Origin of the sequence: Polaromonas sp. CG_9.5, assembly GCF_035984465.1 — a bacterium.
Lineage (GTDB): Bacteria > Pseudomonadota > Gammaproteobacteria > Burkholderiales > Burkholderiaceae_C > Polaromonas.
The window spans coordinates 26,195-42,370 of sequence record NZ_JAXCHR010000011.1 but is presented as its reverse complement, the minus strand read 5'-3'; the positions used below and the strand labels follow the sequence as shown (position 1 = coordinate 42,370).

13 protein-coding genes and 1 pseudogene are annotated in these 16,176 nt (G+C 61.4%); 10 read left to right on the top strand and 4 right to left on the bottom strand.

From position 1 onward, the window contains the following. Nucleotides 1–10: 10 nt before the first annotated feature. From RCH06_RS10480 to RCH06_RS10465, 4 genes and pseudogenes are all read right to left on the bottom strand, one after another. Complete coding sequence (locus RCH06_RS10480; RefSeq protein ID WP_327081406.1) at nt 11–592, bottom strand: RES family NAD+ phosphorylase; 582 nt, start codon at nt 590–592, stop codon at nt 11–13. A gap of 8 nt (nt 593–600) precedes the next feature. Beyond that, nucleotides 601–1,074 (bottom strand): hypothetical protein, encoded by a 474-nt coding sequence (locus RCH06_RS10475; protein WP_327081405.1) that lies wholly within the window; start codon nt 1,072–1,074, stop codon nt 601–603. Nucleotides 1,075–1,316: 242 nt separating this feature from the next. Next, nucleotides 1,317–1,436 (bottom strand): annotated as a pseudogene (locus RCH06_RS10470) (DNA polymerase III subunit beta); the annotation flags it as partial. A gap of 304 nt (nt 1,437–1,740) precedes the next feature. Next, nucleotides 1,741–2,625 (bottom strand): LysR substrate-binding domain-containing protein, encoded by an 885-nt coding sequence (locus RCH06_RS10465; protein ID WP_327081404.1) that lies wholly within the window; start codon nt 2,623–2,625, stop codon nt 1,741–1,743. Nucleotides 2,626–2,771: 146 nt separating this feature from the next. On the opposite strand from RCH06_RS10465, the gene RCH06_RS10460 reads away from it, so the two are divergent. The 10 genes from RCH06_RS10460 to RCH06_RS10415 all read left to right on the top strand — a co-directional run bounded on the left by RCH06_RS10460 (nt 2,772) and on the right by RCH06_RS10415 (nt 16,140). Next, nucleotides 2,772–3,968, top strand: coding sequence for an acyl-CoA dehydrogenase (locus RCH06_RS10460; RefSeq protein ID WP_327081403.1), 1,197 nt, complete (start codon nt 2,772–2,774; stop codon nt 3,966–3,968). A 70-nt stretch (nt 3,969–4,038) separates the two neighbouring features. Beyond that, the gene (locus RCH06_RS10455) at nt 4,039–4,818 is read left to right on the top strand and encodes a YdcF family protein (RefSeq protein ID WP_327081402.1); all 780 of its coding nucleotides are present in this window, start codon (nt 4,039–4,041) and stop codon (nt 4,816–4,818) included. A gap of 72 nt (nt 4,819–4,890) precedes the next feature. Next, nucleotides 4,891–5,601 (top strand): TetR/AcrR family transcriptional regulator, encoded by a 711-nt coding sequence (locus tag RCH06_RS10450; protein ID WP_327081401.1) that lies wholly within the window; start codon nt 4,891–4,893, stop codon nt 5,599–5,601. Nucleotides 5,602–5,724: 123 nt separating this feature from the next. Further along, nucleotides 5,725–6,414, top strand: a complete 690-nt coding sequence (locus tag RCH06_RS10445; RefSeq protein ID WP_327081400.1) for a protein-L-isoaspartate O-methyltransferase family protein — start codon at nt 5,725–5,727, stop codon at nt 6,412–6,414. 29 nt (nt 6,415–6,443) lie between these two features. Next, nucleotides 6,444–6,809: a rhodanese-like domain-containing protein gene (locus RCH06_RS10440; protein ID WP_327081399.1), complete on the top strand. Its 366-nt coding sequence runs from the start codon at nt 6,444–6,446 to the stop codon at nt 6,807–6,809. Nucleotides 6,810–6,908: 99 nt separating this feature from the next. Next, entirely contained in the window at nt 6,909–8,258 is a 1,350-nt protein-coding gene (locus RCH06_RS10435; RefSeq protein ID WP_327081398.1) for a TolC family outer membrane protein, read from the top strand. A 159-nt stretch (nt 8,259–8,417) separates the two neighbouring features. After that, the gene (locus RCH06_RS10430) at nt 8,418–9,179 is read left to right on the top strand and encodes a thermonuclease family protein (protein ID WP_327081397.1); all 762 of its coding nucleotides are present in this window, start codon (nt 8,418–8,420) and stop codon (nt 9,177–9,179) included. 255 nt (nt 9,180–9,434) lie between these two features. Beyond that, a complete protein-coding gene (locus RCH06_RS10425) occupies nt 9,435–11,135 on the top strand; it encodes an AAA family ATPase (protein WP_442799640.1) in 1,701 nt (566 codons plus the stop codon). A gap of 12 nt (nt 11,136–11,147) precedes the next feature. Continuing rightward, nucleotides 11,148–11,945 (top strand): general secretion pathway protein GspB, encoded by a 798-nt coding sequence (locus RCH06_RS10420; protein ID WP_327081395.1) that lies wholly within the window; start codon nt 11,148–11,150, stop codon nt 11,943–11,945. A 313-nt stretch (nt 11,946–12,258) separates the two neighbouring features. Continuing rightward, the gene (locus RCH06_RS10415) at nt 12,259–16,140 is read left to right on the top strand and encodes an Eco57I restriction-modification methylase domain-containing protein (protein WP_327081394.1); all 3,882 of its coding nucleotides are present in this window, start codon (nt 12,259–12,261) and stop codon (nt 16,138–16,140) included. Nucleotides 16,141–16,176: the final 36 nt, after the last annotated feature.

Genomic DNA, 16,176 nt, shown 5'->3' with positions numbered 1-16,176 from the left:
TCACGCCAGCCTATTCCCGAATTATTGGCATCTGTGAACCGCGCGCTGCGTTGGCCACGGATCTGAGCAAATTGTCGGTGCCTGACTCCACCAACGCAAAGGCGGTCAGCTTTTTGGTCTGTTCGATGGCTTCCCTAAACAAACACACACAACTGTGCTGTGGATGCTGAGCCGATGCATACAGAATGCCGTGCAAACCTTGTTGCCGGCAGTCTTGCGCAAACTTCTGACTGGTTTCATAACGCATGGATTGCAGTACGGGGTAGCGTTCTTCCAAACCACGCAAATCCGCCAGACGCAATCTGGCGCATGTCTCGAAAGCCACCATCGTGCGCTCCAGCAAGCGATCCCAATGACAACTGCGCACCTCGCGGCGAAACATGGATTCATACAGCGCCGTTTCCGGCGAATCTGCCAAGTAAGCAGTTGGCTCGTCGGCCAAGTCGAATCGGCCGGTTAAGCCGCCAGTAGGTGCCAACACATATCCATTGAGGCGGACGCTACCGCGCCTGACGCTTTTGCGCTGCACGCGGTGCCAAGTTTGGTGGGCGGAAATTTCAAGAATCGGAGGATTGAGGTCTTTGAAGTTCATGGACGAGGTCAGTAAGCCTCAGCCGTTGCCAATGCCAATATGCGCTCGGGCGTGGTGCCCTGCTCCAGTGCTGCGCGGGGAGTCTGGCCGTCCAACGCGTTGGCGGGAGACTCCAGAAACGACAGCAACTGCCAGCCATCGCTGGTGCCCAAAGCTTTGGCTAGAGGCTGCAGCACAGGCCAGATGACAGGCTCAAACTGCCAGCACGGCAACTTGAATCCACGGCGCAAATACACCACTCCAATGCAGCGTCCCGCCTTGATCCAAGCGTTAATCGTTACACGGGTGGAACCCGCCAGTGCAGCGGCTTCGTCGGTGGAGATCATGTCGGCAGCGTCCATGCGCTCGCGACGGTATTGCGCGCCGGAGCGCAGCAATGCTTGCGTTTGTGTGGCTGTGGCGTAGAGGCTGTCAGTGGAGGAACCATGGCGCAGTAAGGCGGTTTCTGTGGCAGACGGTGAGTGATTGGTTGGGGTGTTCATGCGTATATTTCTAAAAATGGCGCGCCTTACGGCGCGTTACGCAAGTTGGCTTTGCTAGATGAGAAAAAGCCAACACAACCAAGTCCAGCTGTCATGGCTCCGCTGCGGGCTAACTTCAACCCAGCAGATAAATGCGAGTTATTGCGTGCTTGCATACGTGAGGGCGAGGGTCGAAAAAGCTGGACTGCGGCCCTAGCGGTCTTGTTTGGCTCGTACGCCCCGACCAACTCGGAAGAATTGGCACCGGTACATTGCACAATTACGTTTGCCAGAATGGGCAGCTTGTGCCGCCGCTCAACAATCCCTGCAATAGATTGCAAGACGCTGAGAAATTTGTCTTGCGTGGCTTTAAGTACGATCATTTGAACCTTTCACTGTCCTCGTCCGTGCTGTTTGGCTCCTTGATAGTTGGGAACCGGTTTGACGTGGACTAGGCAAATTTTAGTTCATTTCGTAAGTTTCGGAAATCTCGTTAAGTTGGTTTAAATTAACACTAAGATTCAAGCCAACAGTCGTTGGTTATTACTTTTTGAAAATGCCTTTAGCCCATGTAGAACGGTCGCTTTCAGCTATTATTTTTGTAGCAAATTTCATCAGTGCGCAGTCGTTTTCGGTCACTTTAGCTGCATCACGCGATGGGCAGTCGGTCAGTGCGCAATTGCCCGTTCACGCTTCATGGGCGGCGCGCACGGCTTCTACAAAAGCTGTCAGCGCCGGGTTGTCGCGCGAGGTTTTCCACAAACAATGCGTGTCGTACGGCGTGGTGGGCGTGTCCAGCGGCACAAACGCCGTGCCGGCCATCGCCGACTTGCCCAGCGCCGCCGGCACCAGCGCCACGCCCATGCCCTGCGACACCAGCGACACGACGCTCAGCCAGTGGCGCAATTCATACCGAATCTCGGGGTAAAAGCCGGCCTCCAGGCAAATGGCGATGATGCGGTCGTGGTAGTCGGGCGACACCGTGCGCGACACCACGGCAAACGGCTCGCCCTGCAAGGCCTGCAGCGACAGCGATTTTTGCTGCGCCAACGCATGGCCCGCCGGCAGGCACGCCACAAATGCCTGGCTCGACACCCGTATCTGCGACAGCTCGGCCGGCACGCGCGTGGTGTGAACAAATCCGATGTCGAGCCGGTCTAGCGCCAACTCCATCAATTGTTCGCTGGAGCTGAGTTCTTTCAGCATCAAGCGCAGCAACGGATGCCGGGTCTGAAAATTTTCCAGAATATCGGGTAGCCCGCTGTAGAGCATGGTGCCGGAAAAGCCGATAGCCAGGCTACCCGCCATGCCCTGCCCCACATCGCGTGCATGGCTGGCGGCCTGCGCCGCCTGGTCAATCAGCGCGCGGGCGTCGGGCACAAACGCCAGCCCGGCGGCGGTCAGGGCGACTTGTTTGCTGTTGCGCGTGAACAGCTTGGCGCCAATCGACGCTTCGAGTTGCTGGATGTTGAGCGACAGCGGCGGCTGCGAAATCGACAACCGGCGCGCGGCCCGGCCAAAGTGCAGCTCTTCAGCCAGAACCAGAAAGTAGCGCAGGTGTCGAAATTCCATAGATATAAATAATATATCGTTGGATCATTAATTGCTATTGGACAAGTATCCATGCCGGCTCAACAATACAGGCGCAAAACAAGCCCCTCCGAAGCGCACCCCGCGCTGCGCACTACACTTTGCCCACCACTTCAAGGACACGCACCATGAAAACCAAATTCAACTGGGAAGACCCGCTTTTTCTGAACGATCAACTGACCGAGGACGAGCGCGCGGTGCAGGAGGCGGCCCACACGTTCTGCCAGGAAAGACTGCAGACCCGCGTGCTGATGGCCGCGCGCCATGAAAAGTTTGACCGCGAAATCATGACGGAAGCCGGCGCGATGGGCTTTCTGGGCTCGACGATTGAAGGCTACGGCTGCGCCGGCCTGAACTACGTCAGCTACGGCCTGGTGGCGCGCGAGGTCGAGCGCGTCGACAGTGGCTACCGCAGCGCCATCAGCGTGCAGTCCTCACTGGTCATGCATCCGATCAACGCCTACGGCAGCGAAGCGCAAAAACAAAAATACCTGCCCAAGCTGGCCACCGGCGAATGGGTCGGCTGCTTCGGCCTGACCGAGCCGAACCACGGCTCGGACCCGGCCAGCATGCTGTCGCGTGCCAAGCCGGTCGATGGCGGGTTCATCATGAACGGCGCCAAGATGTGGATTACCAACAGCCCGATTGCCGACGTGTTCGTGGTCTGGGCCAAGCTGGAAGACCCCGATGGCAAGGTCGGCGGCCAGGAAAGCATTCGCGGCTTTGTGCTTGAAAAAGGCATGAAGGGCCTGAGCGCCCCCAAGATCGAAGGCAAGATGAGCCTGCGCGCCAGCATCACCGGCGAAATCGTCATGGACGGCGTGTTTGTTCCGGAAGAAAACCTGCTGCCCAACGTCAGCGGCCTGAAGGGCCCATTCGGCTGCCTGAACAAGGCGCGCTACGGCATTGCCTGGGGCGCACTGGGCGCGGCAGAAGACTGCTGGCACCGTGCCCGCCAGTACACGCTGGACCGCGTGCAGTTTGGCCGCCCGCTGGCGCAAACCCAGCTGATCCAGAAAAAACTCGCCGACATGCAAACTGAAATTGCGCTCGGCCTGCAAGCCTGTTTGCGCGTGGGCCGGCTGATGGACGAAGACCGGGCCGTGCCCGAAATGATCTCGCTGATCAAGCGCAATTCGTGCGGCAAGTCGCTGGACATTGCCCGCATGGCGCGCGACATGCACGGCGGCAACGGCATCCATGACGAATACCACGTCATTCGCCACATGATCAATCTGGAAACCGTCAACACCTACGAAGGCACGCATGACGTGCATGCCTTGATTCTGGGCCGCGCGCAGACCGGGTTGCAGGCTTTTTATTGATCATTTAGCCCGCTGGCGCATGCCCTGCGTGCGCTGGCAGCTATTTTTTTTATAGCAAATTGAAAGCTGGATGGAACTGAGTCTTCTGAAACCGCTGCTGACCAGCGTAGCGATGCCGCCGCTGGCGTTGCTGCTGCTGGCGCTGCTGGGGTTGCTGCGGGCCGCGCGAAAAAAACGCGGCGGTCTGGCGCTGGCTACTCTGGCGGTGCTGACGCTGTGGCTGCTCAGTTGCCACGGCACGGCGGTCTGGCTGGGTCGCCATGCGTTGCCGCAGTTTGCGGCAGCGTCGGCGGTGCAGCTGCAGTCAGGCAAGGTGCAGGCCATCGTCGTGCTGGGCGGCGGCTTGCTGCCTGCAGCGCCTGAATACGGCGGCCTGCCCCAGCCGTCTCCGTCTACTGCCGCCCGGCTGCGCTATGGCGTGTGGCTGGCGCGCCAATCGAGCCTGCCGGTGGCTTTTACCGGCGGCACCGGCTGGGCGGCTGACGGCATGCAACCCGCGTCAGAAGCCGAAGTCGCCGGACAGGTGGCGCTGCAAGACTACGGCGTCACACTGCGCTGGCAAGAAAGCGCCTCGCGCGACACCGCAGGCAACGCCCGCCTGCTGGCACCGCTGCTGCTGCAAGACGGCGTGCAGCGCATTGCCCTGGTCACCGACGCCTGGCACATGGCGCGTTCGGTGAATGCCTTCGAGCGCGCAGGTTTGGTCGTCACGCCGGCGCCGACAGGTTTTGTCCTTCCGGTCGAGAGCGGATTTTTGCAATGGCTGCCGTCGCCACGCGGGCTGCTGGCGTCGCAGCAAATCCTGCGCGAATGCCTGGGGCTGGCCGTCAGCCGATTCATGCCCGTTTGATAGACTGACGCGCCCCGTCAGTTGACGCCGCCAAGGCGAGACGCTACATTACTAACCAGCGAGTCAGTAACTATGCAAAAACCCCTTCCCAGCGATTCTTTAACCGCCCCATCCGTCGCCCCCACCAAGCGAGAGCGGCGCAAGGAATCGCGTCCGGGTGAACTGCTGGCTGCAGCGCTGGATCTTTTTGTTGAAAAAGGCTTTGCCGCCACCCGCGTGGAAGAAGTTGCAGCGCGTGCCGGCGTCTCTAAAGGCACGCTGTTTCTGTATTTCCCGAGCAAGGACGAATTGTTCAAGGCCGTCGTGCGCGAAAACATCTCGGGCCGGTTTGCCGAATGGAACAGCGACTTTGAAGCCTTTCAGGGCAGCACCTTCGACATGCTGGCCTACTGCATGAACTCTTGGTGGGAGCGTATGGGCGCGACCAAAGCGGCGGGCATTACCAAGCTGGTGCTGAGCGAAGCCGGCAATTTCCCGACCATCGCCGCTTTTTACCAGCAAGAGGTCATTGAGCCCGGCCACACGCTGATCCGGCGGATTTTGCAGCGCGGCATGGATCGCGCTGAATTTCGGCAACTTGATCTGGACTATGCGGTTTTCAGCGTGCTGGCGCCGATGATTTTCATGACGCTGACCCGGCACTCCCAGGGCGTCTGCCTGCCCGACCAGATGGTGCTGGAGCCAAAAAGATACATCGCCTCGCAACTCGACATCATTCTCTACGGCCTGGGCCCCAAGCCGATGGATCCGGCGGGCCCGTTCAGCCCACCTGACGCGGCATGAAACGCCCGACCCGCCCGGCGGTGATTGGCAGCGTCAGGAGGACGCATGTACGCTGTCTAAAATCAGCGCCTGCGCGCTATGCCCGCCTCCTCTTCTTTTACATCGCCCAACAACAGGTCCGCCATGAACTACGAACAAGCCCGATTCAACATGATTGAGCAGCAAATCCGCCCCTGGGAAGTGCTGGACGCCCAGATCCTGGCGCTGCTCGCCGTGGTGCGGCGCGAGGATTTTGTGCCGCTGGCCTGCAAAGCGCTGGCCTTTGTCGACATGCAAATCCCGCTGCCACCCGCGCACAACCCCAGCCAGTGCATGCTGGAGCCGAAAGTGGAAGCCCGCATCCTGCAAGACCTGGCCGTGCAAAAGCATGAAAAAGTGCTGGAAATCGGCACCGGCTCCGGCTACATGACAGCCCTGCTGGCGCACCGCGCGCAGCAAGTCATCTCGCTCGAAATCGAGCCCGCACTGGTCGAAACCGCGCGCCGCAACCTGCAAAAAGCCGGCATCTACAACGCCGAAGTCCGCTTGGCCGATGGCGCTGCCAACCTGGCTGAAGCCGTGTCCGACAACGGCCCGCTGCGCGGCCCTTTCGACGTGATTGTGCTGAGCGGCTCGGTCGCCGACGTGCCCGCGTCGCTGCTTGACTTGCTCAAGATGGGTGGCCGGCTGAGCGCCATCGTCGGGTTCGAGCCGATGATGCGCGCCACGCTGATCACCCGCGTCAGCAAGGAAGCCTTTCGCACCACCCAGGCCTGGGACACCGTCGCACCCCGGCTGCTCAATTTCCCTGAGCCGTCTAAATTCGTTTTCTGAAACCCTGACGCAAGCACAAGGCCCGCCCGATGATTTCTCAATTGAACCCTTCCGATTTCGCCGTCTGGCGTCAGCGCGCCACGGCAGACGCGGCACCGGAGCGCCTGCCGATCGTGCTCGATGTGCGCGAGCCTTGGGAAGTGCAGACAGCGTGCGTCAAGGAAGATGGCTTTCGTTTGCTGGCGCTTCCGATGCGTGAAATACCTGCCCGACTCGAAGAGCTGCGGGAAACACTCGGCGATGACCACCCGATTGCCTGCCTTTGCCACCACGGCATGCGCAGCCTGCAAGTGGCCAATTACCTGGCGCAAAGCGGCTTTGGCGAAGTCGTCAACCTGCAAGGCGGCATTGACGCCTGGTCGCAGCAGATTGACCCGACCGTCGCACGTTATTGACGTGTTTTGCAGGGCGGGCGTCGGAGCCGCCGGCCAGGCAACCCCCTGCAGATTCGCTGAGCGTTTCTTTTTTGATTCATCCCACTTTGCAAGACTCCTATGAAACTGCCTTCCCGCTTGTCGGCGTCCTGCCGGTCGATGCTGCCTTTGTCGATTGCCATCGCGCTGGCAGCGCTTGCCCCGGTGGCGCAGGCGCAGAGTCTGGTGGAGCTGTATGAATCGGCGCGTGCGTTTGACGCCAACTTCCAGTCGGCCAAGCTGCAATACGACGCCAACCTGGCCCGTGCCGAGCAAGCCAAGGCAGGCATCTTGCCGATTGCCGGTCTGTCTGCAGGCGCATCGCGCATCGGCGTTGACAACACCACGCCTTCAATCAACACCAGCTTCAACACGCAAAACGCCACCCTGAGCGCCATCCAGCCCCTGTACCGCCCCGCCAACTGGGCCACTTACGCGCAAGGTTTCAAGCAGGTTGACCTGGCCCGCGCCCAGCTCGAATCCGCGTCGCAAGACCTGATTGTGCGCACCAGCCAGGGCTACTTCGACGTGCTGGCCGCGCAGGACACGCTGACCTTTGTGCGGGCGCAAAAAGAAGCCGTCGCCGAGCAACTGGCATCCGCCAAGCGCAATTTTGAAGTCGGCACCTCGACTATCACCGACACGCGCGAAGCGCAGGCGCGTTACGACCTGGTGACGGCCCAGGAAATTGCCGCTGAAAACGATTTGCGCGTCAAGAAAATCGCGCTTGACCAGCTGGTCGGCGTCACTGAATCGCAGCCCAAACCCCTGGCCGCGCCGGTCAGCCTGTCCACCGTGCTGCCCGCCGAGGTCACTACCTGGGTGCGGCAGTCCGAACTGCTGCATCCGGCCATTCGCCAGGCCCAGAGCAATGCAGAAATCGCCGACCTGGAAGTCCAGAAGGCCGAAGCCGGCCACAAGCCGACGCTGGACGCCACCGCCAGCTACAACGTCACCCGAAATCCGTCCACCACGGCGCAAAGCGGCATTTCTTCCCGCGCCAACACCAGCAGCGTTGGCCTGCTGCTCAATGTGCCGCTGTTTGCCGGCTTTGCCACGCAAAACCGCATCCGCGAAACGCTGGCCTTGCGCGACAAGGCCCTGAGCGACCTGGAAGGCACGCGCCGCACCGTCGCCCAGAATGTGCGCACCGCCTTTTTCGGTGTGCAGTCGGGACAGGGCCAGGTCAGGGCGCTGGAAGCCGCTGAACGCTCCAGCCAAAGCGCGCTGGACGCCAACAAGCTGGGTTACCAGGTCGGCGTGCGCATCAACATCGACGTGCTCAATTCCCAAAGCCAGCTGTTCCAGACCAAGCGCGACCTGGCGCAGGCGCGCTACAACGTGCTGCTGGGCGACCTGCGTTTGCGCCAGGCCAGCGGCACGCTGACCCCCGAAGATTTGCAGCAAATCAACGGCTTGCTGGCGCGCTGACGGGGCGCCTGATCTGCCTAAATATCGCTGCAACGGCAGTCTTGGCCGGATTTACCGGCTCCAACTGATTCAACGCACAACGCCAAGCGGTTTGGCGGACTGGCGTATTGCCGGGAACATCAAGCTCTTCACGGCTAGAACCTGAACACCCTGAAAACCATGAAAAATATCCTGATTCTTGTTTTTGCAAGCGTGCTGGCGGGCTGCGGCGGGGGTGATGGCGCCAATGGCCCGGCGACGCCCGTGGTCACGCCGCCAACGTCGGCGGCCACCGTCTGCGGCATCGAAGCCGGCCCCAAACTCCTGCAAGGCGCCGTCACGGCGGTGCATGACGGCGACACGCTCACCCTCAGCGTGGCCGGTGTTTCGCACAAGGTCAGGCTCGACAGCATTGACGCGCCCGAACTGGCGCAGCCGTTTGGCTACGTGTCGCAAAGCGCTTTGTCTACCTCCGTGCTGGGCAAATCCGTCAAGGTGGCGTATGCCCAGACAGATCAGTACGACCGCATTGTGGGCGCCGTGTTCACGGACAACTGCCAATACGTCAACCTGAGCCAGGTCGCCACCGGCATGGCCTGGTTCTACAAGGCGTACCAGTGCGAAGTAAGCGCCACTGTGCGCCAGCAATTCACGCAAGCGCAAGACCAGGCGGTCGAGTCCAGGTCAGGCCTGTGGGTGCAAAACGACCCGGAAGCGCCCTGGTTTTACCGCAACGGCACCGAACCCGTGACGCCGACCTGCAAGAGCGACTTGCCAGCCTGGGCCAGCACCACGGCATTGGCCGCTGTTGGCGCGACGACAGCGGCCAACAGCTCCACCCCCGTCCCCGGCGCCAACGGCACAGCCATTTGCTACACCGGCCCGCGCGGCGGCACCTACACGCTGACCGCCACTGGCAGCAAGAACTACGGCGGGTGCTGAGTTTCTGAACCAGCCCGCGTCAAAGCGCCCGATAGCCCTGCAAAAATCTGCGCAGTCAGGGCGCTGACAGGTTTTTCAACCCTATATTTGCTATTCAATAAATAGCTGCTAACGCCTGTGCAGCTTGCGCAAAGGCCGTTTTTTCTTTAAATCCAGCCAGACTGCTGCCCGTTGATGCCGCTAAAGCTTCTGGCGGGCGTGACAGCGCAGCGCAGCGCCAGCCGGCTCAATCGCGCCGGTTATGCTTTCGCCCTTATGTATTCGCAAAACTTTGGTTTGACGCAAGACCCGTTCTCGATTGCGCCTGACCCGCGCTACCTCTTCATGAGCGAGCGCCACCGGGAAGCGCTGGCGCACCTGCTCTACGGCGTGGCGGGCGTCACCGGGCCGCACGGCGCAGCGGTGGGCACGGGTGGCGGCTTTGTGCTGCTGACGGGCGAAATCGGCACCGGCAAGACGACCATTTGCCGCTGCTTTCTGGAGCAGATTCCTGCCGGCTGCCACGTCGCCTACATCTTCAACCCCAAGCTCAGCGCTACCGAACTGCTGCAGTCAATCTGCGAAGAATTCCGCATCAACGTCGCGCCGGCCGCCTCCAGCCCGCCCACGGTCAAGGACTACATTGACCCGCTCAATGCCTTTTTGTTGAACAGCCACGCCGCCGGGCAAAGCAGCGTGCTCATCATCGACGAGGCGCAAAACCTCAAACCCGACGTGCTGGAGCAGCTGCGCCTGCTGACCAACCTGGAAACCAACGAGCGCAAGCTGCTGCAAATCGTGCTGATCGGCCAGCCCGAACTGCGCGCCATGCTGGCACGCCCCGAGCTGGAGCAACTGGCCCAGCGCGTGATGGCGCGTTTTCATCTGGACGCCTTGACCGAGTTTGAAACCACCCAGTACATCGCGCACCGCCTGGCCGTGGCCGGTCATACCGGCGCGCTGCCGTTTGACGCGCCCGCGCTCCAGCGCATCCACCGCCTGGCGCGCGGCGTGCCACGGCGCATCAACCTGCTGTGCGGGCGCGCATTGCTGGGCGCGTGGGCCAACGGCCTGCAACGCGTAGACCGCAAAGTGGTCGACAAGGCGGCGGCTGAAGTGTTCGGGCCTGACAACGTCGCCATGCCGGCTGCCCACCCACGACGCGCAAGTTATGCACTGGGCGGCCTGGCCGTGCTGGCAGGCGCTGCGCTGACCGGTTTCATGCTGTGGAACGCGCCGCACACGCCCGCGCAAGCGACCCGGCTACCGCCTCAAGCCGCTGCGCCAGCCCCGCCAGCGGGCGCAGCGTCGTCCGCTCCGGCCCAGCCGTTGCTTACCTTGAGGCCTGCCCTGTTGCCCGTCGAAGCCGTAGAAACGCTGTGGCCCAACTTGCCGCAAGACCTCAACATCGCCTGGCGCGAACTGGGCGGCGTCTGGAAGCTGCCCGCCAGCGACGGCGACCCGTGCCAAGCCGCTACGGCGCAGCAACTGCATTGCTACCGCGCCAGCGGCCTGAGCCTGCCGCTGCTGAGCCAGCTGGGCCGCCCCGGCATCCTGACATTGCAAGCGGCCAGCGGCAAGCCGGTATACGCCCTGCTCATCGGCCTGAACGAGCAGACCGCTACGCTGCAAATAGCAGGCCAGCGGCACAACGTCAGGCGGGTGACGCTCGGCCAGTGGTGGCGCGGCGACTTCGCCACCTACTGGCGTGCGCCACCGGCCTACCGCCCGGAACTGCAAATCGCCAGTCAAGGCCCGGCCATCCGCTACCTTGCCCACCAGTTGAGCCTGCTCGACGGGCTGCCTGCACCCCAAGCGTCGCCCGCCCCGCCGAGGCTGGACGAGGCACTGCGGGCGCGTGTGCGTGATTTTCAGCGCGCGCATGGCTTGGCGGCTGACGGCCAACCCGGCCCCCTGACTTTCATGCAGATTGACAACGCCGCAGGCGTGGCCGCGCCGCGCCTGCAAACCGATTGAGCTGACCCGCCTATGTCCTACATCCTTGATGCACTCAAACGGGCCGATGCCGAACGCCAGCACGGCACGGTGCCCAGCCTGCACGCCCGGCAAGTCACAACGCCTGCGGTGCAAAAAACTTCGGGCGCGCAAAACCGCCGCTGGCTGGCGGCCGGCGCAGTGCTGATGCTGGCCGCTGCCGCTGCGGCCGGCGGGTGGTTTTGGCGGGCGCCATCAGGCGGTGCGCCACGTCAGGCCGATGCGCAAATAGCCATGGCCAGCCCCGCCGCCGTGGCGAACCTGCCGCCGGTGCCAGCGCTTGCACCTCCAACGCCGACACCCCTGCCTGTCCCTGTCCCCGTCACCGCCGCGCCAATCCCTCAAAAATCCGAACCAGCCCCCAAGCCGGAAGCGCCACCGCGCCGCGTCGTTGCACCCAAACCCGCGCCGCCGCCACCCGCCGCCGTAGCGCCCGCAGCGCCCAAAAGCCAAGCCGAAACCACCACTACAAAAACCATCCCGGCAAGCGCCAGCGCGCCAGCCCAGCCAGCGCCAGCACCAGAGCCGGCCCCGAAAACCGCCCCCAGCCGCGCAGCCCCCGCCGAATTGCCACTGCTCAGCGAACTGCCCGAAAACATCCGCCGGCAAATCCCCGCCATGGCCATCAACGGGGTCGTCTATTCAGAAAACCCCGGCCAGCGTGTGCTGCTGGTCAACCAGCAAGTGCTGACCCCAGGCAGCCAGGCCGTGCCCGACGTGAAACTGGAAGAAATCCGGCCACACAGTTCCGTGTTCAGTTTTCAGGGCACCCGGTTTCGGCTGGCGCATTGAAAGCACGGGCGGGTTTGCCAAACTGCAGCCGCTATTTAATCAATAGCGGCCAGCGCATATCCCGCGTGCGCCAGCGGCCTGAAAAGCTTGAAAATTGGCTATTTTGATTCCCGTTTCAATACCAAACCGGCGCCCCGCCTCCCCCACCGTCATGGCGAGCGCAGCGCGGCAATCCAGGCCCGCCTTCAATCCACGATGCACCGCCACCGCCTGCCGCCACGCGATGACGGGGCTTCCCGATAGCCGCGCTACCATACTTCACCGCTGAACGTTCCATTTCGCAGCCTCTGGCGCATTCCAACACCCGCACCCCATGAAACAAGACCTCTTCCCGCAGCACTGGCTGACCAACACGCTGCTTGATGACGGCTTTATTGTTCAAAAAACCAACCAACTGGCCGCCCAGCCGCTGCCCTACGCACTCGATGCGTGGCTTGCCGCGCATTTTCAGGCCGCCGCGCTGGCCACTTACAGCGAAGCGCAGCTGGAAGACCGCTTCATCGGCCCGCTGCTGACCCAACTCGGCTGGCTCAAAGTCGCGCAGGAAACCATCACCGTGCAAGGCAAACTCGCCAAGCCCGACTGGTGCCTGCTCAGCCAGCCCGGGCAAGACAACCAGCTCATTGCCAGCAAAGACCACGCCCTCATCACCGCGATTTGCGAGTCCAAGGCGTGGGACAAAACGCTGGACACCGGCAAGGCCGACCGCAAGGCCAACCCGCACCATCAACTGCAGGACTACCTCAGCACCCTGCGCGTGCGCTTTGGCTTTTTGACCAATGGCCGCATCTGGCGCATCTACGACACCGACAAGATCACCGCCAAAAAGACCTTTGTCGAGTTCGACCTGCAGCGCCTCTTAGCGCTTGAAAATGCCATTGAAAAAGCCGAAGGCCTGGCCTTGTTTGCCTTTTTCTTTGGCCGGGACACTTATTTTCGGCCGCAGGACGCCAGCCAGCCCAGTGCGATTGAACAAGCCATTGCCGCCTCGGCCGACTTCACGCTGGCGGTCGAGGAAAACCTCAAGGCCGTGATTTACGGCTACGCCGGTGAAGACTCGCTGTTTGAAATCATGGGCCGGGCGATTCACCAGGCGAACCCGCAGGCCAGCCTGGCCAGCGTCTATGAAAACAGCGTGGTGCTGCTGTTTCGCCTGTTGTTCGTCGTGTACTTTGAAGACAAGAACCATGCGCTTTTACAAAAGCACCCGTTCTACCAGCGCTACAGCCTGGGCCACATTTACCAGACCCTTCGCCAGCAAATGGCCGACCGCGAAACGCTACACGACGGGGTTTATGCCCTCAAGCAACTGTTTGAAATGCTCGACGAAGGCGCAGAAGACATCGACATTCCGCTCTTCAACGGCGGCCTGTTCGACCCGACGCGTGCCCCGCTGCTGCTCAAACCCAAAATCTTCAACAACGCCACCTTGCGCCAGTTGCTTGAAAAACTGCTCTACAAGACGCACCGGGGCAGTACGTTGTTTGATACCCGGCGCGACTTCAAGAACATGAGCGTCACCCACCTGGGCCGCATCTACGAAGGCCTGCTCGAATTCCGCTTCGAGCGCGCCACGCAGAACGCCGTGTATCTCGAATATGAAAGCAGCGCGACCAAGGGCAAGACCGTCGAAGCCTATTTCGACACCTACGACACGGCCAACCTGCGCAAGGAAAAAGGCTTTAAGGCATGGCGCGAGATCAGCGTCAAAAAGGGCGAGGTGTTCCTGAAAAGCGCCAGCAACTCGCGCAAGACCACGGCCAGCTACTACACCGAGCCGGTGCTGTCGCAGCCGCTGGTCAAGGCCAGCATCGACCACGCCATTGCCGCCGCCACCGCCCGTGACAGCGCCGCCGGCGTGAGCGACCCGGCCAGTGGCCGCGCTTTCATGAACCTGAAAATCCTCGACAACGCCTGCGGCAGCGGCCATTTTCTGGTGGAAGCCCTTAATTACCTGACCGACCTGGCGCTGGCCAGGCTGGACACCGACGCCGACTTGCAGCAACTGGTGGCCGACGAAAGCGCCAAGATCACCGAGCAACTGAAGTTTTTGAACCTCGGCTACGTGCCCGAAGACGCGCAAATCCTGAAACGCGCGCTGCTCAAGCGCTGCATTTTTGGCGTTGACCTGAACCCGTTTGCGGTGGAGCTGGCGCGGCTGTCGCTGTGGATGGACAGCTTTATCTTTGGCACGCCGCTGTCCTTCATTGAGCACCATGTGCAGCACGGCAATTCGCTGATGGGCGCCAGCGTGCAGGATTTCGTCAGCTACAACGCCACCGAAGTGCAGCAAGACGATTTTTTCGTTGAAAACCTGAGCGCCCGCTTTGACGACCTGCGCGGTGTGATGCACGAGCTGGACGCCATGCGCGATACCACCGCCGAAGAGGTCGAGCAGTCCAAGGCGCTCTGGAAAAACACCATTGCGCCCAAGCTCAATTTGCTGTCGCGCGCGCTCAGTTTCATCTGCACCCGCCGTGCGCTGCTGGCCGAAGGCGACGCCAAAGGCTGCGAAGCGTTGAGCAAAACGCCCGACCTGCTGACGCAACTGTTTGACGACAGCCACAAAAAAAGCGCTGCGCTCAAGCAAATCGAAGCCTATGCCACGCGCTACCGATTTTTTCACTTTGAAGTGGCCTTTCCTGAAGCCTTTGCCGGCGACAAAAAAGGCTTTGACATCATCGTGGGCAACCCGCCGTGGGACAAGACCAAGTTTTCGGACGCCGACTTTTTTCCGCAGTACCACAGCAACTACCGCACGTTGAAAAATTCCGAGAAGGCGGCGGTGCAAAAACGGCTGCTGGCAAGCGAACACATCAAGGCCGCCTACGAAACCGCGAAGCGCGAGATGGAAGTGGCCGATGACTACTACACAGCGGCCTCGCCGCTCAACAAGGGCGCTGGCGACGGCAACCTGTTCCGTCTGTTTGTCGAGCGCAACCTGGGGCTGCTGGCTGCGGGCGGCAGCCTGAATTACGTCTTGCCGAGTGCGCTGATGTTTGAAGAAGGCTCGACGGTCTTGCGCAAACACATCTTCACGCATTGCCGGATGCCGTTTTTCTGGAGTTTCGAGAACAACAAGGGCATTTTTCCCGACGTGCATCGCAGCTACAAATTCGCCCTGATGCAGATCGTCAACCGTCCGCCCGCTACTGCGCAAGAAGCCGTCATCGACACGGCTTTTTACGTGCTCGACCCGGCTGAACTGGCAGAACCGGCGCGCCATGTTTCCTACCCGCTGGAAACCTTGAAGGCTCTTTCACCAAACCATTGGGCGCTAATGGAACTGCGCGACGGTGACGATCTGGCGCTTTTGGAAAAGTGCTACAGCGCGTTTACTGCGCTGTCACCTGAATGGCTGGACTTTCGGCGTGAGTTGCACATGACCGATGACAAGGATTTGTTCATTGAAAAAGAAACGCCGGGCCTGCTGCCGCTGTTTGAAGGCAAGATGATCTGGCAATACAGCCATCAGTACGACACGCCGCAATACTGGCTGGACGCCGCCGCCCTTGACTTGCGGCTCAAAAGCAAGGAGCTGCACCGCATGGCGCAGGACTTGGGCGTACCCAAGTCTGAAGTGTTGAAGCACGCCAGCGCGGTGCGCTATGACCGGGAATACGTGCGGCTGGTGTTCCGTACCATTGCCCGTGACACCGACGAGCGGACTTTGATTTTTTCCTTGCTGCCCAAGAATTGCGGCTTCGGGCATTCGATGTTTGCCAATACGCCCAAAAGGTATTTGACGGGTTCGGGCCACGAGGTCAGCGCCCATGCGGTGTCGCCGTTGCGCCTGCTGTTTGCGCTGGCGTGGTTCAACAGCGTTCCGGTGGACTGGCTGGCGCGGCAGATGATTCAAATCAACGTCAGCCAAACCTACCTCTACCGCCTGCCCATGCCGCAGCCGACGGACGACGAGATCATGGCCAGCCCTGACTTCACCCAACTCGCCAAAAACGCCCTGCTGCTGAGCCTGGCGGCCAGCTGGGACGACTTTGCTGCGCTGGCGCCGCTGTTCAACGTGCAACCCAAAGACGTGCCGCAAACCGCCAAGGCGCAAGACACGCTGCGCGCCCAAAACGACAAAACCGTCGCCCGGCTCTACGGCATCACCGACGCCGAACTCGCCCATTTGCTGCGCAGCTTCAAGGTCATGGCCAGCAAGCGCCCCGAATACCTGACGCTGCTGGCGTGAGCGAAAAACCCGAACTGCTCCTGAATCAATAGCTGC